The 26382-nt window shown below is 73.1% G+C and carries 16 protein-coding genes and 1 pseudogene; 11 read left to right on the forward strand and 6 right to left on the reverse strand.

Going from position 1 to position 26382, the window contains the following annotated elements; genetic code table 11:
* Window positions 1–171, reverse strand: a pseudogene (locus IF23_RS35225) (transcriptional regulator); the annotation flags it as partial.
* A gap of 536 nt (window positions 172–707) precedes the next feature.
* Here IF23_RS35225 and IF23_RS0128780 point away from each other — a divergent pair.
* The 10 genes from IF23_RS0128780 to IF23_RS0128825 all read left to right on the forward strand — a co-directional run bounded on the left by IF23_RS0128780 (window position 708) and on the right by IF23_RS0128825 (window position 9162).
* Complete coding sequence (locus tag IF23_RS0128780; protein WP_030288845.1) at window positions 708–1697, forward strand: ATP-binding cassette domain-containing protein; 990 nt, start codon at window positions 708–710, stop codon at window positions 1695–1697.
* Window positions 1698–1699: 2 nt separating this feature from the next.
* Window positions 1700–2473, forward strand: a complete 774-nt coding sequence (locus tag IF23_RS0128785) for an ABC transporter permease (RefSeq protein WP_030288847.1) — start codon at window positions 1700–1702, stop codon at window positions 2471–2473.
* 67 nt (window positions 2474–2540) lie between these two features.
* Window positions 2541–3239, forward strand: coding sequence for a DsbA family protein (locus tag IF23_RS0128790; RefSeq protein WP_211266214.1), 699 nt, complete (start codon window positions 2541–2543; stop codon window positions 3237–3239).
* Between the two features lie 37 nt (window positions 3240–3276).
* The gene (locus tag IF23_RS0128795; RefSeq protein ID WP_157848097.1) at window positions 3277–3444 is read left to right on the forward strand and encodes a hypothetical protein; all 168 of its coding nucleotides are present in this window, start codon (window positions 3277–3279) and stop codon (window positions 3442–3444) included.
* A gap of 88 nt (window positions 3445–3532) precedes the next feature.
* Window positions 3533–3970: a MarR family winged helix-turn-helix transcriptional regulator gene (locus tag IF23_RS0128800; RefSeq protein ID WP_030288852.1), complete on the forward strand. Its 438-nt coding sequence runs from the start codon at window positions 3533–3535 to the stop codon at window positions 3968–3970.
* Window positions 3971–4109: 139 nt separating this feature from the next.
* Window positions 4110–4775, forward strand: coding sequence for an isochorismatase family protein (locus IF23_RS0128805; RefSeq protein WP_051739956.1), 666 nt, complete (start codon window positions 4110–4112; stop codon window positions 4773–4775).
* Between the two features lie 82 nt (window positions 4776–4857).
* The gene (argC, locus tag IF23_RS0128810) at window positions 4858–5892 is read left to right on the forward strand and encodes an N-acetyl-gamma-glutamyl-phosphate reductase (RefSeq protein WP_030288855.1); all 1035 of its coding nucleotides are present in this window, start codon (window positions 4858–4860) and stop codon (window positions 5890–5892) included.
* A complete protein-coding gene (argJ, locus tag IF23_RS0128815) occupies window positions 5889–7040 on the forward strand; it encodes a bifunctional glutamate N-acetyltransferase/amino-acid acetyltransferase ArgJ (RefSeq protein ID WP_030288857.1) in 1152 nt (383 codons plus the stop codon). The genes argC and argJ overlap by 4 nt, the downstream gene beginning before the upstream one ends.
* Window positions 7037–7969, forward strand: coding sequence for an acetylglutamate kinase (argB, locus tag IF23_RS0128820; RefSeq protein WP_078654332.1), 933 nt, complete (start codon window positions 7037–7039; stop codon window positions 7967–7969). The genes argJ and argB overlap by 4 nt, the downstream gene beginning before the upstream one ends.
* 47 nt (window positions 7970–8016) lie before the next feature.
* Window positions 8017–9162, forward strand: coding sequence for an acetylornithine transaminase (locus IF23_RS0128825; RefSeq protein WP_051739960.1), 1146 nt, complete (start codon window positions 8017–8019; stop codon window positions 9160–9162).
* A gap of 117 nt (window positions 9163–9279) precedes the next feature.
* Here IF23_RS0128825 and IF23_RS0128830 read toward each other — a convergent pair whose 3' ends face one another.
* Window positions 9280–9801, reverse strand: a complete 522-nt coding sequence (locus tag IF23_RS0128830) for a GNAT family N-acetyltransferase (protein WP_051739957.1) — start codon at window positions 9799–9801, stop codon at window positions 9280–9282.
* A gap of 513 nt (window positions 9802–10314) precedes the next feature.
* On the reverse strand, window positions 10315–10527 hold the full coding sequence (locus IF23_RS0128835; protein ID WP_030288863.1) for an MbtH family protein: 213 nt from the start codon (window positions 10525–10527) through the stop codon (window positions 10315–10317).
* 255 nt (window positions 10528–10782) lie between these two features.
* Here IF23_RS0128835 and IF23_RS0128840 point away from each other — a divergent pair, with 255 nt between their 5' ends.
* Window positions 10783–11886, forward strand: a complete 1104-nt coding sequence (locus IF23_RS0128840) for an alpha/beta hydrolase-fold protein (protein ID WP_030288865.1) — start codon at window positions 10783–10785, stop codon at window positions 11884–11886.
* A 50-nt stretch (window positions 11887–11936) separates the two neighbouring features.
* Here IF23_RS0128840 and IF23_RS0128845 read toward each other — a convergent pair whose 3' ends face one another.
* From IF23_RS0128845 to IF23_RS0128855, 3 genes are read right to left on the reverse strand one after another with little or no spacing between them, the layout of a single operon-like run.
* The gene (locus IF23_RS0128845) at window positions 11937–13640 is read right to left on the reverse strand and encodes an ABC transporter ATP-binding protein (RefSeq protein ID WP_030288867.1); all 1704 of its coding nucleotides are present in this window, start codon (window positions 13638–13640) and stop codon (window positions 11937–11939) included.
* Entirely contained in the window at window positions 13627–24534 is a 10908-nt protein-coding gene (locus IF23_RS0128850; RefSeq protein ID WP_030288868.1) for a non-ribosomal peptide synthetase, read from the reverse strand. The genes IF23_RS0128845 and IF23_RS0128850 overlap by 14 nt, the downstream gene beginning before the upstream one ends.
* Before the next feature lie 57 nt (window positions 24535–24591).
* Complete coding sequence (locus tag IF23_RS0128855) at window positions 24592–26379, reverse strand: ABC transporter ATP-binding protein (protein ID WP_030288870.1); 1788 nt, start codon at window positions 26377–26379, stop codon at window positions 24592–24594.
* Between the last annotated feature and the right edge of the window lie 3 nt (window positions 26380–26382).

Raw genomic sequence — 26382 nt, forward strand, 5'->3', positions numbered from 1 at the left:
ACGCGCATGATCAGAACGCGTGAGGTAGTGCAGACGCGCCATCAAACCACGACGAACGGAAACAGGCGTGGCGATGAATCCGGCTAGCTTGTCGAGCTGCCGCGCAACCGCCTCATAACCCTTGACGCCCCGGGCGCCGAACTTACCGAACTCAATATTCCTGTCCGGCACCTGACGCTCCCTTCATTACTCGATATCACTCCTCACATTCTACGCCAAAAAATAAACGCCATGAGGAGATTCAGTATTCCAGCACGGCCGACCCGTACACCCACCGCAGAAACTCCAGAATTCATCGATAGCCCTGGGAAGCACATGCTGACCGTATGACGCCGGGAGGTCCAGCGGATCAGCTCGTGCGAGGTGCCGACGACGTCCGTCACCGGTCGGCGCCCGGCCAGGAGGCACGGCGCGCACGGCGGCAGGTGCCGGGGCGGCACGGCGAATGGGTGGGCGGCAACGCAGCGGAGGCAGGCAGAGCGGAACAGCGGGGCCGGGGCGGACGGCGGAACGCGGGAGACGGTCCGAAGAGCGGATCGAGACCGTCAGGCGTACTGACAAAGACGTTATTAGCGCTTCTAAGCTCGAAGAAGTCAAGAGCCCAGGGCATCTGACTTTCCCTCACCCTGCCCTGGAACCGAAGCGGCCGACCGGGCACCCACCGAGACCCCTTGACTTGCCCCCATGACCCCTGCACGGGAGAAACCATGATTCACACCCGCGGGCTCGCCCGCAGCTTCCGCGCCAAAGGAGAGACCGTCGAGGCCGTGCGCGGCCTGAACTTCGACATCGAGGCCGGCTCCGTGGTCGCCTTCCTCGGCCCGAACGGCGCCGGGAAGACCACCAGCCTGCGGGTGCTGACCACCTTGCTCCCGCCGACCTCGGGCACCGCCGTCGTCGCCGGTCACGACGTGCTGACCGACCCCTCGCGGGTCCGCAACCGCATCGGCTATCTCGGTCAGGGCAACAGTGCCGGCAGAAACTTCCAGGTCAGCGACGAGCTGATCACCCAGGGCCGCGCGTACGGCCTGAGCCGTGCGAAGTCCCGTGCCCGGGCGGAGCATCTGCTGACCACGCTCGAACTGGAGGACCTGACCAAGCGGACGGTGGGCACCCTCTCAGGCGGCCAGCGCCGCCGCCTGGACATCGCCATGGCACTGGTCCACGAACCGGAACTGCTCTTCCTCGACGAGCCCACCACCGGACTCGACCCGCACAGCCGCGCCAACATCTGGGAGCACGTGCTGCGGCTGCACAAGGAACTCGGCACCACGGTCGTCTTCACCACCCACTACCTGGAGGAGGCGGACCTCTGGGCCCAACGGGTGATGGTGGTCGACCACGGCCGGGTGATCGCCGACGACCCCCCGGAGAAGCTCAAGGCGGACCTGGCCGGCGACCGCATCACCCTGGGGACCGCCGACCGCGCCGACGCCCAGCGGGCCGCCGAGCTCGCCCGCGCCCTGCCCACCGTCCACGACGTCACCGCCGACGAGACGGAAGTGCGGGTGCGCATCCCCCACGGAGACTCCCAACTGCCGGTCCTGCTGCGCAGCCTGGAGGCAGCCGGAGTGCGGGCCCTCACCGCCCGGCTCGCCCGCCCCACCCTCGACGACGTCTTCCTCAACCTGACCGGCCGCACTCTGCGGGAGAGCGCCGACGCCGCCGCACCGACCACCACGCACGACGGAGCCTGACGATGAAGGTGCTCAACGACACCCGCACCGCGTTCGCCCGCGAGCTGGGGCCCGAACTGCGCCAGCCTGCCGGCCTCCTCTTCACCATGCTGCTGCCCTTCCTCTTCCTCGCTCTCTTCGCTCCTCTGCTCTCGGGCGTGAGCCCCGCGGGCGGGGGCACGGGATCGGGCTCCCCCTGGCAATGGTTCGTACCGGGCATGCTCGTCCTGCTGGCGCCCTCCGCCACCGCCGGGGCCGGGGCCTCACTGCTCAACGAGATGTCCTCGGGTGCCTTCGAGCGCATGCTCGTGACCCCGCTCAACCGGGCCGCGATGCTCGTGGGGCGGGCGCTCAAGGAGGTCGTGATCCTGCTGGCGCAAGCTCTGTTGATTCTCGTCCTGCTGCTGCCGACCGACTTCCGGCTCCGGCCGCTCGGCGCCTTGGCGGGCCTGGCGCTGCTGTCCGTCTTCGGGGTCGGGATCGGCGCGCTCTCCTTCACTCTGGCGCTCCACTCCCGCAAGCAGCAGACACTGTTCTACGGGGTGCAGCAGATGATCTTCTTCCCCCTGCTGCTGCTCTCCGGCGTCCTGCTGCCCCTCACCCATGCCTCGGCCCCCACCTGGCTCTATGTCCTGAGCCGGATCAACCCCGCGACATATGTGGTCGAGGCCGAACGAGCCTTGTTCGACGGTCGGTTCGCCGAGACGGGCGTGCTGTACGGGGTTCTCGCGGCGACGGCCATCGCGGTGCTGGGGGTCTTTGCGGGCATCCGGGGTATGCGCAACGCCTCTGCGTGACGCGCCGGCCACCGCAGCCACCGCCACCCGCCGCCGTCCGACTCCGTACGCGAAGGAGCACCGCACCGTGACCGCCGAATCTCTCCGCGCCTCCCCGCGGCCCGGATCCCGCGCCGTGGACGTCTGGTTCGACCCCGCTTGCCCGTACACCTGGCTGACCGTCCGCTGGCTGCGGGAGACCGCCCGGGTCCGCCCACTGGATCTGCGCTGGCATCTGATGAGCCTGACCCTCCTCAACGAGGGCCGGGACGACGATCCCGAGGGCGACCCCGAGGGGTACCTGATGGTGCCCGTTCGGATCGGCGCCGCCGTCCGGCACCACCACGGGCAGGAGGCCCTGGGCCGCTTCCACGCCTCGCTGTGGGCCGATCTCGATTCCGGCGGCGGGGGCGGCGGGAACGCCAGGAAGTGGATCAACGACCTGGCCGAGGCGCTGACCCACGCGGGCCTGCCGGCGGAGCTGGCGGCGGCCGGTACGTCCACCGCCTACGACGAGGAACTTCGGGCCTCGCACTCGGAGGCCGTACGGCTCCTGGGTCCGCGGCCCGGCACGCCGGTGGTGGCGGTCGGGGATCCGGTGGAGCCGCGCCGTCCCCCGCTGGCCTTCTTCGGTCCGGTCATCTCCCGCGTACCGAAGGGGGAGGCGGCGGGGCGGTTGTGGGACGGGACGCTGCTGGTGGCCGGGGTTCCCGGGTTCCACGAACTCAAGGGAAGGCCCGCCGACCCGGACCCGGACGTGACCGGATCGGATGTCGGTCCGGCGTGACCGGCTCCGCGGCGGCTGGCGCGCGGGCGGGGCTGGGGTGGCCCTGACGTGTCCGCCCGAGCGGCTCACGTCCGGGCGGCTGCGGGCGATGGTGGCGCAGGTCCTGGACGACCCGTCGTTCGCGCACGCCGCGGCCCGGGTGCGCACCGAGATGCTCGGGACGCCGACGCCCGCCGGTTCGTCCCGGTCCTGGAACGGCTGGTGAACGTCCCTCGCCCACCGGGCCGGAGCGGCACATGACATACGGTCGGAGCGAGACGATCGCGGGCTCCGACGGCTGAGGGGACGCCGCCTTGAGGACACACATCCCCTATCTCTTGGCGGTGGCGAGCACGGTCGCGACGCGCCGGGTGGACGAGCGGTTGGCCGCATACGACCTGACGGTGCGTCAGTACGGACTGCTGGCCCAGCTCTCGCTCGAACCCGAGCTCACCATGGCGGAGCTGGCCCGTCAGCTCGGCATCGCCCGGCAGTCGGTGCACCAGCTGGTCAACGAACTCGTCGAGGCGGGGCATGTGCGTCGGCGCCCGGGCGCGGACGACCGCTCACGTCGGCTGGAGATCACCGATACCGCGCACTACCTGCTGAGCCGGATCGACGGGCCGCTGGAGCGGGTGGAGGCGCAGTTGCTCGGCGCTCTCGCACCGGACGAGGCCGAGACCCTGCGCAGCCTCCTCCAGCGCGTCCTGGCCCACGCCACCGACGACGAGGGCTGGCTCCCCGCCCGCTGACGTCGGTGCGGGCCAGACGGCCCACCCGTCCGACACCCGGCAAGGTCAAATTAGGTTAGGCTAAGCTAAGTCCATACCGGTTCGGCGGTGGGTCTGTGCACTCGTGTGCCGTTGAGGGAGCCATCAGGGAGGGAACGCCATGGGTCTGCCGGTCATCGGCTCCTACCCCATGCCCGACGGCTCCACCCTGCCGCCGTCCCGCCCGTCCTGGGTGGTCGAACCCCACCGCGCCGCGCTGCTGGTCCACGACATGCAGAACCATTTGGTGGGGCAACTCCCGGCGGACAGGGCGCCGCTCCCCGAACTCGTCGGCAACATCGCGGCGCTCCGCGCCCTTGCCACGGCTCTCGGTATGCCGGTCGTCTTCACCGCCGAACCGGCCGCCCAGCAGGCAGGTAGGCGCGGTCTCGCCGAGGACATCTGGGGTCCGGGCGTCGGCGACGGGGGCGACGCCGCCATCGTCGCGCCCCTGGCGCCCCGGCCGGGTGAGTATGTGCTGGCCAATGTCCGTCACAACGCCTTTCTCCGCAGCCACTTGGGTCGACTGCTGCGTTCGGAGCGGCGCGACCAGCTCATCGTCTGCGGGGTCCACGCCCATCTCGGTGTCCTCCTGACAGCCGCAGACGCCTTCATGAACGACATCCAGCCCTTCGTGGTCGCCGACGCTGTCGCCGACCTCTCCGCCGAGGAGCACGCCATGGCCCTGCGGTGGACCGCCCGCACCTCGGTGGTGTGCACGACCGGGTCCCTGCTGCGCGACCTGCGTCGGAGCCGGGTGTCGCCAAACCTCCGCGAGGACGCGTGAGCCCGTCCCCTCCCCGGCCGTCCGCGGCACCGCTCACGCCACGGACACGCCCCTCCCCCACACACAGAGAGAACGGAAGAACATGACCGTACGGGTCGCGGTGGCCGGTGCCAGTGGCTATGCGGGCGGGGAACTGCTCCGCCTGCTGGCTTCACATCCCGGCGTGGAGATCGGCGCGGTGACCGCGCACCGCAGCGTCGGCCGCCCGCTGGAGTCCGTACAACCGCAGTTGCCCGAGCTCGCCGGGCGGATCCTCCTGGACACCTGCGCCGACACGCTGCGCGGCCACGACGTGGTGTTCCTGGCCCTGCCCCACGGGCAGTCGGCGGCCCTGGCCGCGGAGTTGGATCCCGGCACGCTGGTGGTGGACTGCGGCGCCGACTTCCGACTGCGGTCCCCGGCCGCCTGGGAGCGCTTCTACGGCTCCGCCCATGCCGGGTACTGGCCGTACGGCCTGCCGGAACTGCCCGGGGTCCGGGACGAGCTGAAGGGCACCACCCGGATCGCGGTGCCCGGCTGCTACCCGACCGCGGTCACCCTGGCGCTGTTCCCCGCCTACGCCGCGGGCCTCGTCGAACCGGAGGCCGTGATCGTCGCCGCCACCGGGACGTCCGGCGCCGGGCGCTCCCCCAAACCGGAGTTCCTGGGGGCCGAGGTGATGGGCTCCATGCGCCCATACGGGGTCGGCGGCGGCCACCGGCACACCCCGGAGCTGGTCCAGAACCTGTCCCGGGTCGCCGGTGAGCGCGTCACCGTCTCCTTCACCCCGACGCTGGCGCCCATGCCCCGGGGCATCCTCGCGACCTGCTCCGCCCGGCTGCGCCCCGGGGCCCCGGAAACGGAGGACGAGGTGCGCGCCGCGTACACCGACGCGTACGCCGACGAGCCGTTCGTACAGCTGCTGCCCTCCGGGCGGTGGCCCGCCACCGCCGCCGTCCTCGGCTCGAACACCGCCCAGGTGCAGATCGCCGTGGACCCGGACGCCCGCAGGCTCATCTGCGTGAGCGCCGTCGACAACCTCACCAAGGGCACCGCGGGTGGCGCGGTGCAGAGCATGAACATCGCCCTCGGCCTGCCGGAATGGCTGGGCCTGCCCACGAATGGAGTGGCCCCGTGAGTGTGACCGCCGCCCTGGGATTCCGCGCCGCCGGAGTGACCGCCGGTATCAAGGATTCCGGCGCCCCGGACCTGGCCCTGGTGGTGAACCGGGGGCCCTCGCGCGCCGCCGCCGGAGTCTTCACCTCCAACCGCGTACAGGCCGCGCCCGTCCGCTGGTCCCGTGCCGCCCTCGCCGACGGGCGGCTCACCGCCGTCGTCCTCAACTCCGGTGGGGCGAACGCCTGCACCGGACCCGGCGGCGCCGACGACGCACGGCTGATGGCCGAGCACACCGCGCGGGCCGTGGACGGCACGTCCGACGAGGTCGCGGTCTGCTCCACCGGCCTGATCGGTGTCCGGCTGCCGATGAACCGCGTGACGGACGGGATAGCCGCCGCGGCGGACGCGCTCTCCTCCGACGGGGGCGAGGACGCGGCCGTCGCGATCAGGACGACGGACTCGGTCCACAAGATGGCGGTGGCCACCGGGGACGGCTGGACGGTCGGCGGGATGGCGAAGGGCGCGGGCATGCTCGCCCCGGGGCTGGCCACGATGCTCGTGGTCCTGACCACCGACGCCGACGCCGGTGCCGCGGTCCTCGACGCGGCCCTGCGCGACGCGGTGCGCACCACCTTCGACCGGGTGGACTCGGACGGCTGCATGTCCACCAACGACACCGTGCTGCTGCTCGCTTCAGGCGCCTCGGGTGTCACACCCGCAGCCGCCGATCTCGCCGCCGCCGTCCTGGCCGTCTGCGAGGACCTGGCCCGTCAGCTCATCGGTGACGCCGAAGGCGCCTCCAAGGAGATCGAGGTGGCGGTCGTCGGCGCGGCCTCGGAGGCGGACGCCGTCGAGGTGGGCCGCTCCGTCGCCCGCAGCAACCTCCTCAAGTGCGCCCTGCACGGCGAGGACCCGAACTGGGGCCGGGTGCTGTCGGCGGTCGGCACCACGTCCGCCGTCTTCGACCCGGACCGCCTGGACGTGGCGATCAACGGCGTCCAGGTCTGCCGGGACGGCGCCGAGGGCGAACCCCGGGACCGGGCCGACCTGTCCGGCCGCCGCATCACCCTCACCGTGGACCTGCGCTCCGGTGACTCCTCAGCCGTCATCCGGACCAACGACCTGACGGCCGCATACGTCCACGAGAACAGCGCGTACAGCTCATGAGGGGCGCGGGGACGACCCGGACGGAGGCGCCGGCCGCGATACCGGACAGCCGCGGCCTGCCGTGGCGGGAGGAGCTCCGGGGCCGGACGGTCGTCGTCAAGTTCGGCGGCAACGCCATGGTGGACCCGGCGCTGCACCGGACGTTCGCCCAGGACGTGGTCGAGCTGCGCCACGCGGGCCTGCGGCCCGTCGTCGTGCACGGCGGCGGGCCGCAGATCAGCGCGCTGCTCGACCGGCTCGGCCTGGAGGTGCGCTTCGAGGCCGGGCTGCGGGTGACCACACCGGAGACGATGGACGTCGTGCGCATGGTGCTCACCGGCCAGGTGCAACGCCAGCTCGTCGAGGCGGTCAACGCCCACGGGCCGTTCGCCGTCGGTCTGTCGGGGGAGGACGCGCACACGATGACCGCCGTACGGCGCCCGGCCCGGGTGGACGGCCGTCCGGTGGACATCGGCCAGGTCGGCGAGGTGGTGGCCGTGGACACCGCCCTCCTCGACGCGCTGCTGGAGCAGGGCCGCATCCCCGTGGTCTCGCCCGTCGCCCGCGGCGAGGACGGTCAGGTGTACAACGTCAACGCCGATCTGGCGGCATCGGCCCTGGCCACGGCGCTCGGGGCGGAGCATCTGGTGGTGCTGACCGATGTCGAGGGCCTGTACGCGAACTGGCCGCACAGCACCGAGGTGATCGCCCGTATGACGGCCGCCGAACTGGACGCGCTGCTGCCGGGGCTGGCGAGCGGCATGCTCCCCAAGATGGAGGGCTGCCTGCGGGCGGTCCGGGCCGGGGTCGGCCGGGCGCGGGTCGTCGACGGCCGGGTGCCGCACGCGCTGCTGCGCGGCGTGTTCACCGAGGACGGACCCGGCACCACCGTGGTGCCGGACGCGAGGCCCGGGTCCGACGGGCCCGGTGAGAAGGAGGACGGCGCGTGACCGCCGACAGCACGACCCCGCTCACCGACCGCTGGCGCGCGGCGGTGATGGACACGTACGGCACTCCCCCGCTGGCCCTCGTCAGGGGCGAGGGCAGCACCGTGTGGGACGAGGACGGCCGCACCTACACGGACTTCACCGGCGGGATCGCCGTCAACGCCCTCGGGCACGCCCATCCGGCGCTGGTCGAGGCCGTACGGGAGCAGGCCGCCCGGCTCGGGCATGTGTCGAACCTGTTCGTCGCGGAGCCGCCCGTCGCGCTCGCGGAACGGCTGCTGAGATTGCTGGGCAGGCCGGGGCGGGTGTTCTTCGCGAACTCGGGCGCCGAGGCGGTGGAGGCCGCCTTCAAGATCGCCCGCCGGACCGGGCGCCCGCACCTCGTCGCGGCCGACGGCGGGTTCCACGGACGCACCATGGGGGCGCTGGCCCTCACCGGACAGCCCGCCAAGCGGGAACCGTTCCTGCCGCTGCCCGCGGAGGTGACGCATGTGCCCTACGGCGACACGGCCGCTCTGCGCGCGGCGGTCACCGCACGCACCGCAGCGGTCGTCCTCGAACCGCTTCAGGGCGAGGCGGGGGCCGTCCCCGCGCCGGTGGGCTATCTGCGGGCCGCCCGCGAGATCACCCGGGCCACCGGCAGCCTGCTGGTCCTGGACGAGGTGCAGACCGGGATCGGCCGCACAGGCCACTGGTTCGCGCACCAGGCGGAGCCGGGCGCGGAGCCCGATGTGATCACCCTCGCCAAGGGCCTGGGCGGTGGCCTGCCGATCGGCGCCACGGTCGCCTTCGGCGACGCCGCACGGCTGCTGACGCCCGGTCAGCACGGCTCCACCTTCGGCGGCAACCCGATCGCGTGCGCGGCGGGGCTCGCCGTCCTGGAGACCGTCGAGAAGGAGGGGCTCCTCGCGCACGTTGCGCGGGTGGGCGAGCGGCTGCGCCGCGGCATCGAGGCGTTGCGGCACCCCCTGGTCCGCGAGGTGCGGGGCGCGGGGCTGCTCCTGGGCACCGTCCTCACCGCGCCGGTCGCCGCGCGGGTCCGGTGTGCGGCGCAGGACGCCGGGTTCCTGGTGAACGCGGCGGCTCCGGACGTCGTCCGGCTGGCGCCCGCCCTCACCCTGCCGCAGGAGCAGGCCGACGCCCTGGTGGCGGCGCTGCCCCCGATCCTCGATGCCGCGTCCGGCGACGGCGCCTGACACCCGCCGGACGGAACGGCTCCCGGGCGTACCCGGCGACCGGCGGGGAACGGTCGCTCGCCCGGTGCTCGGCCACGGCCGAAGGGGCGGTCCCTCGCGGGGCCGCCCCTTCGGGGTCTACAGCGTGCGGGCCAGGACGCGGGCGCCGCGGGCGGGGTCCAGGGACCGTGCCCAGGCCCGCGGCGCCAGGTTCGGCGAGACCGGGGCGAAGCCGTGGCGGAGGAAGAGCCGCCCGCTGCCGGTCGTCGCGGTGAACAGCGTCGTCAGCGCCCGGCTCCCGGCCCGGGTGAGGGCCGCGTGCAGCAGTCGGCCGCCCATGCCCGATCCCTGCCGGTGTTCGGCGACGCAGAAGTTGTACAGCACACCGGCTCCGGGGTACTCGCCGAGCCCCAGGCAGCCTTCGAGGGTTCCGTCGGCGGCCTGGGCGACATGGAAGCCGGACGCCTCCGACAGGTAGTGGGCGAGCGGGCGTTCGCGGAGCGCCCCGGTGCGGACGAACGGCCGGGAGAGGGCGGCGAGCGCGGGGCCGTCGTCCTCGCGCCCCGGCCGCACCGTGAACGCGGCGGCGCCCTGCCACGGGGCGGCGGGGGCACCCGGTGACGCGGCAAGGACGGCAGGGGGGCGCGTGGCCGTGGTCAAGGCGTTCCTTCCTCGGGTCGCGCCGTGCGCGGGCGCGGAAGTCTCCCGGACGGGTTCCCGGGAGACACAGGTCACCGCGGCATCCCACCGGAGCAGTAGAAGTAAGGCTCCTTGCCTTACTTGAGGGGCCAACTCGGCCTGCCCGGACCACTGTCCGCGGCACCGGCCGAGGCGCGACAGCCCCGGGCGCGGAGGCGAGCCGCCGGAGGGCGTCGGCCCGAACGGTCGCAGACTGCCCGCCGCCGTGGCTTCCCGCCCGTCGACGAAGGTCGTCACGGCGCCAGCCCGGGACGCCCGCTCGACGGCGTCGGCGATCCCGGACCGCGCGCACAACAGCCGCGGCCGCCGCGCGGCCACCACGGCGCGCTCGGCCAAGAAGCGGTCCCGGTGCGGGAGTTGCACGGGGATCGGATCCAGGACCGCGCCGCTGACGGCACATCCGTAACCCGAGTCGCACCTCGGGAGCACTGGGCGCCCGCGACTCCCTGACCCGGGGGCGACGGCGGCCCCGGGTCAGGAGTCGGTGGCCACCGCGAGGGAACGCGGGCGCAGATCGGTCCAGTTGGCCTCGATGAACTCCAGGCTCGCCTCGCGGCTGGACTCCTGAAGGGCGACCGTCCACCCTCCGGGCACCTCGGCGAAGGCCGGCCAGAGGGAGTACTGCCCCTCGTCGTTGACCAGGACCAGGAATCGGCCGTTGGCGTCGTCGAACGGGTTGGTGCTCATGGGTGGGGTTCCTCCTGGGGCCGGAGACGACCGGCGGGCGCCGTCCCGAGGACGGTCCCGCGGGCCCGGCGGTGGTGAAGGGGGCGCGGAATGAGGCGAGTCCAATACTTAGGTTAGGCTCGCCTAATTGCAGAGCTTAACCTTTCCCCTTCTCCCTCACAAGGAGCCGCTGATGCGCCCCCGCGAACGGGACCGGGCCGGGAACGGCACGGCCCCCCTCCCCCGCATTCCGGTGAGCCACCGGGGAGTTCGGCCATGACGCCGACCGTCCCGGCCTCCGGGACCGAGAGCCCCTTCGCCGCCTTCGGCCTTACCGGCGCACCCGGAACCGACGCGTTCTGGACAGCGGCCACACCCGCGTACGCGCCGGACGGTGACCGCGGTTGGGTCGCCCTGTTCCGGTGGCGCGGCGCTCCGGCGGTGGTCGACTTCGAGAGCTGGTCGGATCCGGTGCCGCTGGTCCGGTGGCGCGATACGGACTGCTGGTACGCCGAGGTGCGCATGCCCGCGCGGCTCCGCGTGACCTACCGCTTCCTCGTCGACGGCGCGGCGTACGCCGATCCGTCCAACCCGGTGGGCGTCGGCGGCGACCGTTCCGTCACCGCCACTCCGGACGCCCCGCCCCAGCCGTACTGGCCGGTCCTCGGCACGGACGACATCCTGCCGCTGCCACGGACCCGGGTCCGCTGGACCGGCGGGCGGCTCGGTGGGCGCCGCACCGTGCGGATCCACCCGGTGGGCGGCGGCGGGCCGGTGGTCCTGCTGCTCGACGGGGACGACTGGCTGCATCTGCACCCGGCCATGGCCGCGTTCGACGCGGCCGCCGACGCCGGGGAGATGCCCCCGGCCACACTGGTCTTCCTGCCGTGCAAGAACCGGTCGGCCGAGTTCGGCTGCCGACCGGAGCTGTGGGAGGCGGTACGCGACGAGCTGCTGCCGCTGGTGGCGGAGAGCGGGGTGCCCGCCGACCTCGACCGCCTGGTGGTCGCCGGGCAGAGCCTGGGCGGGCTGAGCGCGGTGTACGCGGCGCTGGAATTCCCGGAGCTGGTCTCCCGCGTCGCCTGCCAGTCGGGCTCCTTCTGGTGGACGCCGGAGGCCGAGAGGCTGCCGGATCCCCTCGGCGGGCCGGTCGGGGGCGCCGTCGCCGCGCGTCTGCGGGAGCGCCCCGCCCCGCCCGGCCTGCGGATCGCGTTCGACCTGGGAGAGCACGAGCCCCGCATGCGTCCGCACTGCGAACTCGTCGAATCCCTGGTCGCACAAGCCGGTGCGACCGTGCGGACCTCGCGGTCGGCGGCGGGCCACGACCGGGCGGGCTGGCGGCAGGCGCTGCTCAGGGACGTCGCCTGGGCACTGGGGTGACGGGCGGGGCCCGGGCCACCGGCGGACAGCCGGGACCCGGGCCCCGCCCGTCACCGGGTCACCGCGAGGCGGTACCCCTCGTCACCCGCGAGCAGCTCGCGATGGGTACCTTCCGCGGTGACCACACCGCCGTCCAGGACGAGGACCCGGTCCGCGGCGTCCAGCAACGCCGGGCTGCTGGTGATCACGACGGTCGTACGGCCCCGGCGCAGCGCCGCGATGTTGCGCGCGACGAGCTGCTCGGTGACCGCGTCCACCGCCGTCGTCGGATCGTGCAGCACAAGCACCCCGCTGTCCGCCGCCAGCGCCCTGGCCAGCGACAGCCGTTGCCGCTGCCCCCCGGACAGATTCGAGCCGCGGTCGCGGACCTCGTAGTCCAGCCCCTGCCGGTGCAGGGCGACGACATCGGTCAGCATCGACGCCTCCACCGCCTCGGGCACCGTCCGGCTCGTGCCCGACGGGTCGATGTTCGAGCGGAGCGTGCCGCCGAAGATTTCCCCGTCGTACGGGTTCACCAGCAACTGCTCGCGGACCGCCTCGACCGACAGCTCCGCGAACTCCTGACCGCTCAGCCGGACCACCCCCTCGTAGCCATCCGGCGGGACGTGCACGGCCAGAATCGAGGCGAGGTCCGCCGCCGCCCGCGGCTGGTAGGCCGCGATCGCGGTGAACTCACCGGCCGGAACCTGGAACTTGACCCCTTGCAGGGCCCCGTACCGGACGCAGTCGACGTCGAGGTCCCCACCGGGCGCCGGACGCCCCGTGCCCGGCGCCGCCACCGGCGGGGCGGACAGCACCAGCGCCATCCGCTCCGCCGAAGCGCGCGCCGTCATCACGTACTTGGGCATGTCCGAGAAGAGCTTGAGCGGCTCCATGATGAACTGGGCCAGGCCCACGGCCATGACCAGCTCGCCGATCCCGATCCGCCCCTCGTAGGTGAGCCAACCCGCCATCAGGGTCACCGAGGCCGCGAGGACGGCGTTCAGGCCCAGTGCGGTGCCCGCGTAGGTGCCGTTCACCCGGGCGACGGTGATCGCCTGCTGCCTCGCCTCCGCGCTGACCTTCCGGTAGGACCGGAACGCCGCGTGATTGCCGCCGAAGCCGTGCAGCGGACGCAGACCGGTGATCAGGTCGGCGACCTTCGCACCCGCCCGCGCCACCCGGGCCTGCTGCTCCCGGGTGCTGCTGCCGATCCGCCGGGACATGACGCTGAGGACCGACAGGATGGCGACGGTCCCGACGACGACCAGCAGACCGAGCCGGATGCTCGCCACGCTCAGCGCGACCGCCGCGATCAGCACCGCGACCAGCGAGCTGATCAGCATCGGCACCACCTCGACGATGTCGGCGGTCTGGTCGGCGTCCTCGGTGGCGACGGTGAGCACCTCGCCGGACTTGAGGTCGACGTCCCGGGCCACCGGCTGGAGGCCGCAGGCCGCGACCCGCACCCTCCAGCGGTGGGCCTCGGTGGTGTTGGCCTTCTGCAGGATGCGCATGCCGAACCGCCACGACAGCGACACGACGGTGATGAGCACGGCCAGGGCGGCGACCGACAGGACGAGCGCCGGGAGGCTGCGCTCCCGCATCGTGTGCTCGACGATCAGGCCGAGCGCGATCGGGAAGGCGGTCTCACCCGCCTGGTACAGGCCCATGAGGAGGGTGCCCCAGGCCATCGCGCCGACGTTGCGGCGTATGGCGGTCCGGAGGATGTCGGATCCCGGCCTGCGGGATGTGGGGGCGTCAGGAGTTGTCATCGAGATGGCGGGCAATCGCTTCCGGAGTTCGCAGGGTGAACAGATCACGGATGGTGATCACGGGGCCGAATTCACGGCGCAGCAGTCCGACCAGGCGGACGGCCAGCATGGAGTGTCCCCCGAGGGAGACGAAGTCACTCACCGCACTCACCTCGTCGTCGTCCAGGTCCAGGGCCTCGGCGAAGTACTCGCAGACCACGGACTCGGTCTCCGTCTCCGGGCCGCGCTCCCCCGCGGTGGTCAGCGCCCCCAGCGGCCTGGGTTCCGGCAGGGCCTTGGTGTCGGCCTTCCCGTTGACCGTGAGCGGGATGCGGTCGACCTGCGCGTAGTGCGTCGGGCGCAGGAAGTCCGGCAGCCCGGCCCCCGCCTCCGCCGCGACCGTCGCCAGGTCGGCACCGTCCAGGACGAGGTAGGCGGCCAGCCGGTGGCCGCCGTCGACCTGCGGGTCGGGCTGCGCGACCACGGCGGTGAACCGCACCGCCGGATGGGCCGCGAACGCCGCCTCGACCTCACCCGGTTCGACCCGGTGTCCGCGGATCTTGACCTGCTGGTCGGTGCGGCCGAGGTACAGCAGGTTCCCGTCGGGCCGTCGGACCACCAGGTCACCGGTGCGGTACATCCGCTCGCCGGGCTCGCCGAACGGGGACGCGACGAAACGGTGCGCGGTCTGCGCGGGCTGCCCGAGATAGCCGCGGGCGATGCCGACGCCCGCGACGTACAGCTCACCGGGCACACCGTCCGGAAGCGGCCGCAGCCACGGGTCCAGCACGAACACCTCGGTGTTGTCGATCGCCACGCCCACCACCGGGTCCTGGCACTCGAAGGTGCCGACGCCGAGGGTGTTGATGGTGTATTCGGTCGGGCCGTAGAGGTTGTAGCCCACCGTTCCCTCGGTGTCCGCGAGCCGCTGCCACAGCGCCGGGGTGACCGCCTCACCGCCCAGCAGCACCAGCGCGGGGCGCCGGTCCGGGTTGTCGAGCAGTCCCTCGGCGACCAGTTGCTGGGCGTACGTGGGGGTCACGTTGACGACGTCGATCCCGTGCTCGCCGCAGTACGCGACCAGGCCGGGCGCGTCGCGACGCAACTCCTCGTCGCAGATGTGCACCTCATGGCCGTCGGCGAGCCACAGCAGCTCCTCCCACGACATGTCGAACGCGAACGAGACGGTGTGGGCGATCCGGAACACCCGGTCGCCGTGGTCGGCCAGCACCGGCGCGAAGATCCGGCGCTGATGGTTGATCAGCATGTTGGTGAGACCGGCGTACTCCGTCACCACGCCCTTGGGCTTCCCCGTGGAGCCCGAGGTGTAGATCGTGTACGCGGGGTGGCGCAGACGCAGCGGGTCGTCCGGCGCGAACGTCACGAACGGCTCGGCCTCCGGAAGGGGGCGGTCCAGTTCGATCAGGTCGCCGGTGAGCCGCCGCGACACGCCGCTGACCGTGAGGATCACCTCCGGTCGGGCGTCCGCGACGATCGCGGCGATCCGCTCGTCCGGGTGGTCGAGCTCCAGCGGCACATACGCAGCTCCCGTCCGCAGCACCGCGAAGAGCGCCACGATCGAGTCGAGGGAGCGCGGGATCGCCAGGCCCACGGTCCGCTCGGGGCCGATGCCGCGTCCGGTGAGCACCCCGGCCAGTTCCCGGCTGCGGTCCCGCAGTTGCGCGAAGGTCATGCTCCGGCCGTGCGCGACGAGCGCGGTCCGCTCCGGGGCGCGGTCCGCCGCCCGGTCGAACCGGTCGACCACGGTGTCGGTACCGATGCCGGTCCGGACACCGGGCCCGGGCTCGGCACCGAGACCCGGCAGCGCGCCCACCGGACCGGTGGCACCGGCGAGGTCGTCCAGCACCCGGAGGTAGTCGTCGAGCAGCCGGCGGGCGTCGGCGGTGGAGCCGTGGCGGTGCTCCAGCTTGACGGTGAGCCGCTCGCCGGGGGTGACGACCCAGGTGAACGGGTAGTGGGTGGAGTCGTCCGACAGCACCTCGGTGATGCCGTGCCGGGCGTTCATCTCCGCGAACGCGTCCAGGTCCAGGAAGTTCTGGAGCACGAACAGGTTGTCGAACAGGGTGTCGTGACCGCTGGCCCGCTGAATCTCGCCGAGCCCCAGGTGCTCGTGCTCCATCGCCTCGACCCGGGCCGTCTGCACCGCCGTCAGGTAGTCCCGCACCGTGTCGTCCGGCCGGGCCCCCGTCCGCATGGGCACGGTGTTGAGCAGCACACCGACGATGCCGGACGAGCCCTCGGCCTCACGGCCGGAGACGGTCACACCGAACACCGCGTCGGTACGGCCGGTGTGGGCACCGAGGAGCAGGCCGAACGCGCCGGTGAGGACCGAGTTCAGCGTGACACCGTGCCGCTTGGCCGTCTCCCGCAGCCGCTCGGACCGCTCGGCGGTCAGCGTGTGGACCAGAGCGGGCGGCAGGTCGGCCGAGAGGGACGGCGCGGGCCCCGCGAGCAGCGTCGGTCCGGTGAGCCCGTCCAGGTGCTCCGCCCAGAAGCGCTCGGAGACGGCCGGATCCTTGGCCGCTATCGCCCGGGCGTGGTCCTCGAAGCTCGGTGTCGACGGCAGCGCGTCCGGCCGCTCACCGGCGCACACCGTCCGGTAGGCGTCGAAGAGATCCCGTAGCACGATCTCGCGGGACCACCCGTCCCACAGCAGCAGGTGGTAGCTGAGCAGGAGGCCGTCGCGGCCGTCGGGCCGCCGGACCACGGTCATCCGGATCAGCGGCGGTTCGGCCGGGTCGAATCCGGTGTTGCGGTCCTCGGTGCGCAGGGCTGCGATCTCCGCGTCGGTCGACAGCTCGACCGTACGGACACCGGGCCGCCGGACCGGTCCGAGGACCTGGACCGGGTTCCCGTCGTCGTCCGTGGTGAAGCCCGCGCCGACGACCGGGTGCCGGGCCATCACACAGGCCATGGCCTCGGCGAGGGCATCGGGATCCAGCCGCCGGTCGAAGGCGAAGTAGCTCTGTGCGACGTAGTGTCCGGCCGCACCCGCCATCTGGGCCTGGAAGTACAGGCCCCGCTGGAGCGGGGTGACCGGTGCCGTGCGTTCGGCCGTCGTGGCGGCCTCCGCGACGGATTCCAGGGCGTGCAGCCAGTGCGTGGTGAGCGCGTCGGGGATCTGCTCGGCGAGGGTGAAGGCCGCGTGCAGGGCGCCGGTGGCCTCGTCGGTCCAGGCGTTGACCTCGACGGCGTACGGGCTCGGCCGCTCTCCGTCGGTGAGGTGCAGCGCCTGGGACTCGGCGCCGCGGCCGAGGTAGTTGAACAGCACCTGCGGACGGGCGGTGAGCAGGGGCGCCGTCTGCGGGTTGAGGTACCGCAGCTGGCCGTAGGCGACGTGCCCGGCCTCGTCGGGCTGGCGTGCGGACAGCTCGCGGGCCGCGGCGACCGGGTCGGTGTGCGCGGTGAGCCGGACGGGCGCGATGGCGGTGAACCAGCCGACCGTCCGCGCGTAGTCGTGGTGCTCCCGCGCCGGGACGCGGCCGTGCCGCTCCAGCTCGATCGTGAGATCGGCGGGGTCCGGCTGTACGCGGGTGAGCGCGGCGCGCAGCGCACCGCACAGCAGCTCGGTCAGCGCGACGCCGAGCGCGGCGGGCGCGGTGCGCGTCACCAGGTCGCTGACGCCCGGGTCGAGTACCACCATGGTCTCGCGCAGCCCGCCGACCGCGGGCAGCAGCGGCGGCGCCTGGAGGGTGTCGATCCAGTGCCCGAGCGTGTCGGTGCTTTCGGCCGCGCGCAGGGTCAGCGCCTCGGCGTACTCGGCGTAGGACGTGGTCACGGGCGCCAGGGGCTCCCCGCGCAGGGCCGACGCGAGGTCGTCCAGCAGGATCAGCCAGGACACCGCGTCGACCGCGAGGTGGTGCACGGTGACCACCAGGGTGCGGGCCGGGGCGAGCCAGGTGAAGGCGATGACGTCCCCGGACACCGGGTCGAGCCGTCCCGCGGCCTCGTCCGCGGCGGTCAGGGCGTCGTCCGTGTCCGCGCGGACGACGGTGGCCGCACCGGCCGGTCCGGTGTGCAGGCTCCACGCCCCGTGCTCGGTCCGCAGCCGCAGCCGCAGGGCGGGGTGGGTGGCCAGCAGGGCGTCCGCGGCGCGGCGCACCTCGGCGAGCCCGGTGCCCTCGGGCAGCTCGACCGCCCGTGCCTGGGCGAATCGCGCGAGGGAGCCGCCCAGTTCCCGCTGGCGCAGGATGATCGGCGTCGGTGGCACCGGTCCGTCCGCGTGCCGCGCGGGCACCGGAGCGGGCCGGGCTGCCTCGGACGTGCGGGTGCCGACGGATTCGGCGAGGGCCCGCGGCGTCTTCAGGACGAACACGTCGCGGGGGGCGATCGGCACGCCCAGGGCCCGGGCGCGGTTGACCACGGTGATGGCGACGATGCTGTCGCCGCCCGCGGCGAAGAAGTCGGTGTCGGCACCGGCCTCCGGGAGGGACAGCGCGTCGGCGAAGACGCCGGTCAGCGCGTCGAGCACGGAGTCGGTGACGGCCACCGGGGCGTCGTCCTTCGCCGCCCGCGCGATCAGGGCCTTGCGGTCCAGCTTGCCGTTGACGGTCAGCGGCAGGGCGTCCACCGACAGGACGCGACCGGGCACCATGTGGACGGGAAGCTTCTCGGCGAGCAGGGCGGAGAGGTCGCCCGGCAGCCGTCCCACCAGGTGCGCGACCAGATGGTCGCCGGTGTCCGCCACGGTGACGGCCACATCGACCACACCGTCGAGTTCCCGGATCGCGGACTCGACCTCGCCCAGCTCGATGCGGAAGCCCTTGAGCTGTACCTGGTCGTCGGCGCGACCGGCGAACTCCAGCTCGCCGTCGAGGGTCCGGCGGGCGAGGTCGCCCGTGTGGTACATGCGGGAGCCGTCGTTCGCGAACGGATCGGCCACGAACCGGCCCGCGGTGAGGCCCGGCCGCCCCAGGTACCCCAGGGCGACCTGGTCGCCCGCCACGTAGATGGCACCGACCCGGCCCGGCGGCACCGGCCTGAGCCGGTCGTCGAGCAGATGGGTGACGAGTCCGGGCAGGGGGCCGCCGATGGGGCTGGTGTCGTCGCCGGAGGCGAAGTCGTCCCTGGTCAGCACCCGGTGGGTCACGTGCACGGTGGTCTCGGTGATGCCGTACATGTTGACCAGCTCGGGCGCGGAGACGCCGTGCCGTTCGACCCAGCCGCGCAGCCGCCCCGGGTCCAGCGCCTCACCGCCGAAGATGACCCGGCGCAGCGCGGGCAGCGGCGCACCGGCGAGCCGGTCGGCCTCGGTGAACTGGTAGAAGGCCGACGGTGTCTGGTTGAGCACCGTCACCCCCCGCTCCCGGACCAGCCGGTGGAAGTCGACCGGGGATCGGGTCAGTGCGTAGTCGGGGACGAGCAGTTCGCCGCCGTGCACCAGGGCGCCCCACAGCTCCCAGACCGCGAAGTCGAAGGAGTACGAGTGGAACTGGACCCATACGTCGTCCGGGCCGAAGCCCATGTCCGGCCGGGTCCGGGTGAGCAGGGTGACCACGGCGGAGTGCGGGACGACGACGCCCTTGGGCCTGCCGGTCGAGCCGGAGGTGTAGATCACGTACGCGGGGTCGTGCCAGTCGGCGCCGTCCGCCGCGGGGTCCGCGGTGCCCTGCGGCAGTTCGTCGCCCTGCACCAGCACGCGGGCGGTCACGCCCGCCCGCTCCAGCAGCGCCGTGAAGCGCGCCCGCTGGTCCGGGGCGACGAACACGGCCTGGGGCGCGGCGTCCGCGAGGATGTACTCCAGCCGCTCGTCCGGATAGGCCAGGTCCAGCGGTACGTACGCGCCGCCCGCCGTGACGACGGCGAGCAGGGCGACGACCTGTTCGAGGGAGCGTGGGACGGCCACCGCGACGCGCTGGCCCGGCCGGACCCCGGCCGCCCGCAGGCCCGCGGCCAACTCGTCCTTCTGCCGGGCGAGTTCGCCATAGGTCAGCGAGCCGGTGGTGCCGTCGAGGGCGCACCGGGTGACGGCGGTGGCCGCCGGGTCGCGCTGTGCGGCGGCGTCGAAGAGAGCTCCGAGGGTCGTCGGCGCGATCCGTTCCAGCGCGGGCGTCTTCTCCGGCGTCAGGTCGCCGACCGGGGTATCCGGCCGGGTGAGCAGCGCGGCGAGGGTACGGGTGAACCCGTGCAGGATGTCCTGGGCCGCGCGCTCCCCGAGCAGCGCTCCGTCGTAGATCAGGTTGAAGCGGGGGCGGCCGTCGAGGGACCGTTCCACGACCAGGGTCAGCGGGTAGTGGGGGGCTCCCTCGTTGACCAGGTCGGTGATGCGCAGGGTGTCGCCGGGGCGGCGTAGCGCGGCCACGTCGGTGGCCACGTCGAACACCACGAGGGTGTCGAAGAGGGTACCGACGCCCGCCTGACGGCCGATCCGGGCCAGCGAGACGTGCTGGTGGGGCAGGACCGCGTCCTGGTGCTCGCGCACCGAGGAGAGCACGTCGCGTGCGGTGGTGCCGGCGTCCCAGCGGGCCCGCAGCGGAACGGTGTTGATGAACAGGCCGATCATGTCCGCGATGCCGGGCACGTCCGCGTCGCGGCCGGAGACGGTGGAGCCGAACACCACGTCCTCGGAGTGGAGGATGCCGCCCAGGGTGAGCGCCCAGGCACTGTGCACGGCGGCGCTCAGACCGACACCGGCCGACCGGACCGCCGCGTCGAGGTCGTACCCGGGCTCCACGGCGGTGTCGGCGAACCGGTCGGAAGGGGTGTGTCCCTCGGCCACCAGCGAGGGGCCGGGCAGCCCGGCGAGTTCGGCGGACCAGACCCGGTCGCTCTCGGCGGCGTCGCGTCCGGCGAGCCAGCCGACGTAGTCCTGGAAGCTGCCCGGCGGGTGCACCGTTCCGGGTGCGTGGTACTCGGCGAGCAGCGCGCGCAGCATCGGCGGCACCGACCAGCCGTCGGCGATGAGGTGGTGCACGGTCTGCACGAGGACGGCACGGCCGGATTCCGGGTCGCGGATCAGCGTGAACCGCATCAGCGGGCCGGTGGCCAGGTCGAATCCGGCGCGGCGGTCCCGCTCGGCGAAGGCGCGCAGTTCCTCGTCGGTGAGGCCCGGCCGGTCGAGCGTGGTGAAGGGCGCCTCGCGGCCGGTGTCGAGCACGGAGACGACTCGGCCGTCGGCGAGGGGCGTGAAGCGTGCGGCCAGGTTCGGGTACAGGGTCAGGAGCCGAGTGGCCGCCGCGGCGAGCCGGGTGGCGTCGAGTTCGCCCTCCAGCGTCAGCAACTGCTGTTCCACATAGCTGCCCGCGGAGTCGTCGTCGAAGACCGAGTGGAAGTAGAGGCCCTCCTGGAGCGGCGTCAGCGGCAGCACGGCGCGCAGCGCGGGCCCGTCGAGCGCGTCGACGTCGGCCTGGGTCAGGCGGACCAGCGGGAAGTCGCTCGGGGAGTGGCCGCCCCGGTCGAGCGCGGCCAGACCGGCGAGCGCCGCCTCGAAGTACCCGCCGAGGGTGTCGATGTCCGCGTCGGTGAACATCCCCTCGGGCCAGGAGACGGTGGTGACGAGGGCGAACCCGCCGGAGGCGGAGGGCTCGGCGATCGCGTTGAACTCCAGGGCACGCGGCAACCGCATCCGCGGGTCGCGCTTCTCGCCCAGCTGTCCGGTGGTCCCGGCGAGCTGCCAGTCGCCGGTGGCACCGGCGTCGAAGCGGCCCAGGTAGTTGAAGAGCACCTGGGGTGCGGGGGCCGGGAAGGCGGTGTCGGACAGGTATCGCAGGGCGCCGTAGGAGAGGCCGTTGCCGGGGACGCGGGCGAGGTCCTCCTTGACCGCCTTGAGGGCGGCGGCGAGGTAGCCGGGGGCGGTGAGGTCGTTCGCGGCACCGGGGTCCACGGTCACCGGGAACAGCGTGGTGAACCAGCCGACGGTCCGCGAGAGGTCCGGCTCGATGCCGGAGGCGCCCGCCACATGGCGCTCTTCGCGGCCGTGGCCCTCCAGTTCGATGTGGGCGAAGGTCTGGTCCTGTCCGCGGTCGCGGCGCCACCGGGCGAGGGCGACGGCGAGGGCGGTCAGCAGGACGTCGTTGACGCCCGCGTGGAACTTCGCCGGCACCTCCCCCAGCAGCGCGGCCGTGGTCTCGGGGCCGGTCGTGAGCGTCAGCTGCCGCTCCCGCTCGACGGTGTCGGCCGCGGTGAGCGCCCGCCTGCCCAGCGGGGCGTCCGGCCCCGGCAGAGGGCGGGCGTAGTGGGTGCGGTCCGCGTCGAACTCCGCGCTCTGCAGGAGCTGGGTCCAGCGCCGGAACGATGTGCCCACCGCGGGCAGTTCGATCGCCTCACCTGCGGCGTACCGGCGCCAGGCGGTGGCCAGGTCGTCCATCAGGATCCGCCAGGACACGCCGTCGATCACCACATGGTGGACGACGACGACCAGTTGGCGTGCCGCGCGGCGCCAGACGGCGCGCAGCATCACGCCGTCGTCGGGGTCCAGCGCCTCGGTCGCGAGGGCGACGCAGTCCTCCAACGGCCGGTCGCTCTCCTGCCATCCGGCCGTGGCCGTACCGGCCTCGGGGATGTCGAAGCTCCAGCGGTCGCCGCGCACCAGCCGGGCGCGCAGCATGTCGTGCCGGGCGACGACGGCGGTGAGGACCGCATCGAGCGCGTCGGCGGTGAGGCCGTCGGGGGCGTTCAGGACGACCGACTGGACGAAGCCGTCGATCGCCTCTGTGGTCCCGCCGAGCCACTGGACGACGGGTGAGCCGACGACGGGACCGGTGGCGATGTCGTCGTGGTCCACGGGGAGCACGTCGTCGCGGCTCGCCACCGCCGCCAGTGCGCCCAGGCCGCTGTGGCCGAAGATCTGCCGCACGGTGACGTGGAGCCCCGCCTCGCGCAGCGCGCTCAGGAGGGAGATCGCGAGGATGCTGTCACCGCCGAGGTCGAAGAAGTCCTGGTCGACGCCGACCTCCTCCAGCCGCAGCACCGAGGCGGCGGCCGCGCACACCGCGCGTTCGTCGTCGGTGGTGGGCCGGACGAACGTGCCGGTGGCGATCTCCGGCTCGGGCAGCGCGCGGCGGTCCAGCTTGCCGTTGGCGGTGAGCGGGAACTCCCGCATCACGACGACGTGCGCCGGAACCATGTACTCGACCAGGTGCCCGGCGGCCCACGCCTTGACGTCCTCGGCCCGCAGGTCCTCGTGGTCCGCGGCCGGGATCACGTATCCCACGAGGTAGGTGCCGCCCGCACTGTTCTTCTTCGCGACGACGCAGGTGTGGCGTACCCCGGGGTGCTCGGCGAGGCCGGCTTCGACGTCCTCGACCTCCAGCCGCATACCGCGGATCTTGACCTGGTTGTCGGCCCGGCCGAGGAAGTCGAGGGAGCCGTCCGGGGCGAACCGCGCGAGGTCACCGGTCCGGTACAGCCGGGAGCCGTCCGACGCGAAGGGGTTGGCCACGAACCGTGAGGCGGTCAGGCCGGGGGCGCTCACGTACCCGCGTCCCAGGAGGAAGCCGCCCGCGTACAGTTCGCCGCCGACGCCGACCGGGACCGGGCGCAGTTCGTCGTCGAGGACGTAGAGCTGGGTGTTGGGGTTGGCCTTGCCGATGGAGGTGGACAGGCGCTCGGCCTCGCCCCGGTAGATGACGTGGGAGACGCCGATGGTGGTCTCGGCCGGGCCGTAGCCGTGGTAGAGCGGGATGTCGAGCTTGGTGCGGAACCGCTCGTACAGCTCCGGGGTGAGGACCTCCCCGCCGCACCAGACGTGCCGGAGGCTGGCGAGGCGTCCGGAGTCGCCGTCAATCTCCAGCAGGACGTCCAGCATGGACGAGACGAGGTAGGTGAAGGTGACGCGCTGCTCGGCGATCACGCCGAGCAGATGGTGCGGGTCACGCTCGCCGCCGGGCCGCAGGACGACCAGCTTCCCGCCGCACACCAGGGGCAGGAAGATCTCGTTGATGGAGATGTCGAAGGAGAGCGGCGCCTTGAACAGCGAGGCGTCGTCGTGTCCGAAGCCGAGGATCTCGCGGGACTGCCACAGCAGCCGCTCGCTGATCGCCTCGTGACGGATCATCGCGCCCTTGGGGCGGCCGGTGGAGCCGGAGGTGAAGATCACGTAGGCGAGGGCGTCGCCGGGGACGGTGACACCGGGGTCGTGGACGGGCTCGGTGCCGTAGGCCCAGTCGTCGAGGTCGACGGCGAGGGCGGGCGGTTCGGTGCCGTCCGGCTCACCGGAGCCGTTGAGTTGGGCCACGATCCGCGCGTCGTCGATGACGACGGCGCGGCGCGCGGCGGGCCACTGCGGATCGAGCGGGACGAACGCGCAGCCGGCCCGGAGCACGCCGAGCAGCGCGATCACCATCTCGGCGGAGCGGCCCAGCGATACGCCGACGACCTGCTCGGCGGTGAGTCCGCGGCCGATCAGCCGGTGAGCCAACTGGGCCGACCTCTCGGCCGCTTGGCGGTAGGTCAGTGAGCGGTGCTCGTCCACGACGGCGACCGCGTCCGGCCGGGTCCGCGCTTGTTCGAGGAAGAGCTCCATGAGGGTGGGCCGGACCCGGTCGGCCGCGGTGTCGTTCCACGCGGCCAGCGCGGCGAGCCGGTCGGCCGCCCCGGACGTGCTGATGGTGCCGAGGGGCCGGTCCGGGAAGTCCGTCAGGTCCTCCAGCGCGAGCCGCACGCCGGGGAGCGGGACCTCTTCGGGGACGGCGATCCGCACACCCTCCGGACCGGCGGGGTGGACCTCCCAACCCTCGGGCGCGGTGCCGCCGTTGGCGGCCCATCCCAGGACGTCCACGAAGTGCGTACCCGGGGTGAGGTCCAGGCCCTCCGGGCTCCGACCGGTCGCCCAGTACGCCAGCCCGATGGCACATGCCTCGGCGATGGCCCGGTCGGAATGGTCGCCGGTGCGCCGCCGCACATCGGCCAGACGCGTAAGGGGGATCAGCACGAGACGAGCGCTCGGTTCCATCATTGAAGACTCAACACCCTTCCAAGGTACTAAGGTCACCCTAACTTAAATTAGGGTTACCTAACTACCTTCTCGCCAGGCCCGCCAGAGACGCGCGTAACGGCCGTCGAGGGCCACCAGTTCGTCGTGCGTGCCCTGTTCCACCACACGGCCGGCGTCCAGCACGGCGATCCGGTCGGCGGCCACCGCCTGGGTGAGCCGGTGCGCCACGAACAGCGTGGTCCGCCCGGCGCATGCGGCCAGCACGGCCCGCTCCAGCTCGGCCGCGCCTTCACTGCCCGCCTCCGCCGTCGACTCGTCGAGCACCACCACCGGGGCACGGCCCAACACCAGCCGGGCCAGGGCGATATGGGCGACCTTCGTCCCGTCCAACCGCTCACCGCCCTCCCCGACCGCGGTCCGCAGCCCGTCCGGCAGCGCCTCGACCCACTCCTCGGCGCCCACGGTGCGCAGGGCGTCCCGCAGTTGGGAGTCGGTCGCCTCCGGTGCCGCCAGCCGCAGATCGTCCGCGAGCGGGCCGGAGAAGACATGCGTCTCCTGCGTCAGGATGCTGACCAGCGCCCGCGCCCCGGCCTCGTCCAGATCGGCCAGATCGACCGCCCCGACCCGCACCGAACCGGCCTGCGGGGTCCCGATACCGGCGATGAGCGCGGCCAGGGTCGACTTGCCCGCGCCCGTCGCGCCCACCAGCGCCAGCGACCCGCCCGCCGGAATCGTCAGGCTGACCTCCCGCAGGACCGGCTCCTCGGCCCCGGGGTAGGAGAAAGTGAGCCCTTCCACCGTCACCGGGTACGCGGCGTCGTCCGCCGACCCGGTCGGCACGTCGCCCACCAGGCGTTCCGCCTCGGACTCCGACAGCACGCCGACGAGCCGGGTCAGGCTCGCGCCCGACTTCTGCGCCTCGTCGAAGGTGAACATGATGGCGCCCAGCGGAGTGAAAAGGCGGTGGAAGACCAACGGAGCCGCGGACACCGCGCCGAGAGTGGCGGAGCCGGTCTCCAGCAGGCAGAAGCCCACCAGGAGGATCAGGACCAGGCCGATGAACTCCGCACGGTTCTCCCGACCGACGAACCGGCCGAAGAGGCGGAACACCTCGATGCCGAGATCCCGCACCCGCCGGGAGTCGGCGGAGACCTTCTCGCGGAAGGCCCCCTCCAGACCGTAGGCCCGCACCGTGTCGATCCCGTCCAGGCCGCTGATCAGCGCCTGCGCGCGGTCGGCCTGGGCCACCCGCTGCCGCCGGTAGAGCGGGGCGGACCGGGGAAGGTACCAGCGCAGGGCCAGCCCGTAGGCGGGCAGCGCACAGGCGCCCGCCACCCCGAGCCGCCAGTCCAGGCCGAACATGCCGACGGTGGCGATGGCCACCAGCACCCCGGCGGAGAACACCGTGGGAATGGCCGAGCGGATGCCCTTCGACAGGACGGCGACGTCGTCGCCGACCCGGGAGAGCACATCGCCGCGGCCCACCCGCTCGACCCGGGTGCTGGGCATGCCCAGCACGGCCCGGACGGCGCCTTCCCGCAACTGGGCGAGCAGGTCGGCGCCGAGCCGCCCGATCAGGTAGGTCGACACCGCGGTGGCCGCCGCGCCGAGCAGCGCGGCGGCCACCATCCAGGCCCCGATGACGACCAGGGCCGACCCCGGTTCGCCGTTGACCACCCCGTCCACCACCCGGCTGAGCAGGAGCACCGGAAGCATCTGGAGCGCCGCACCGGCCACCGTGCTGAGCACGGTGGCCGCCGTCAGCCACGGCGTCTCGCGGCAGTGCGCCGCGATCCACCGGGCCGCCTCACGTCCGGTCGTCGTACGCAGGGCCGCCGGGGCGGTACGCGTGTCCGTGGCGCTCATGCC

The sequence above is a fragment of the Streptomyces catenulae genome (genome assembly GCF_000718015.1).
In the GTDB taxonomy this organism is placed as follows: Bacteria; Actinomycetota; Actinomycetes; order Streptomycetales; family Streptomycetaceae; genus Streptomyces; species Streptomyces catenulae.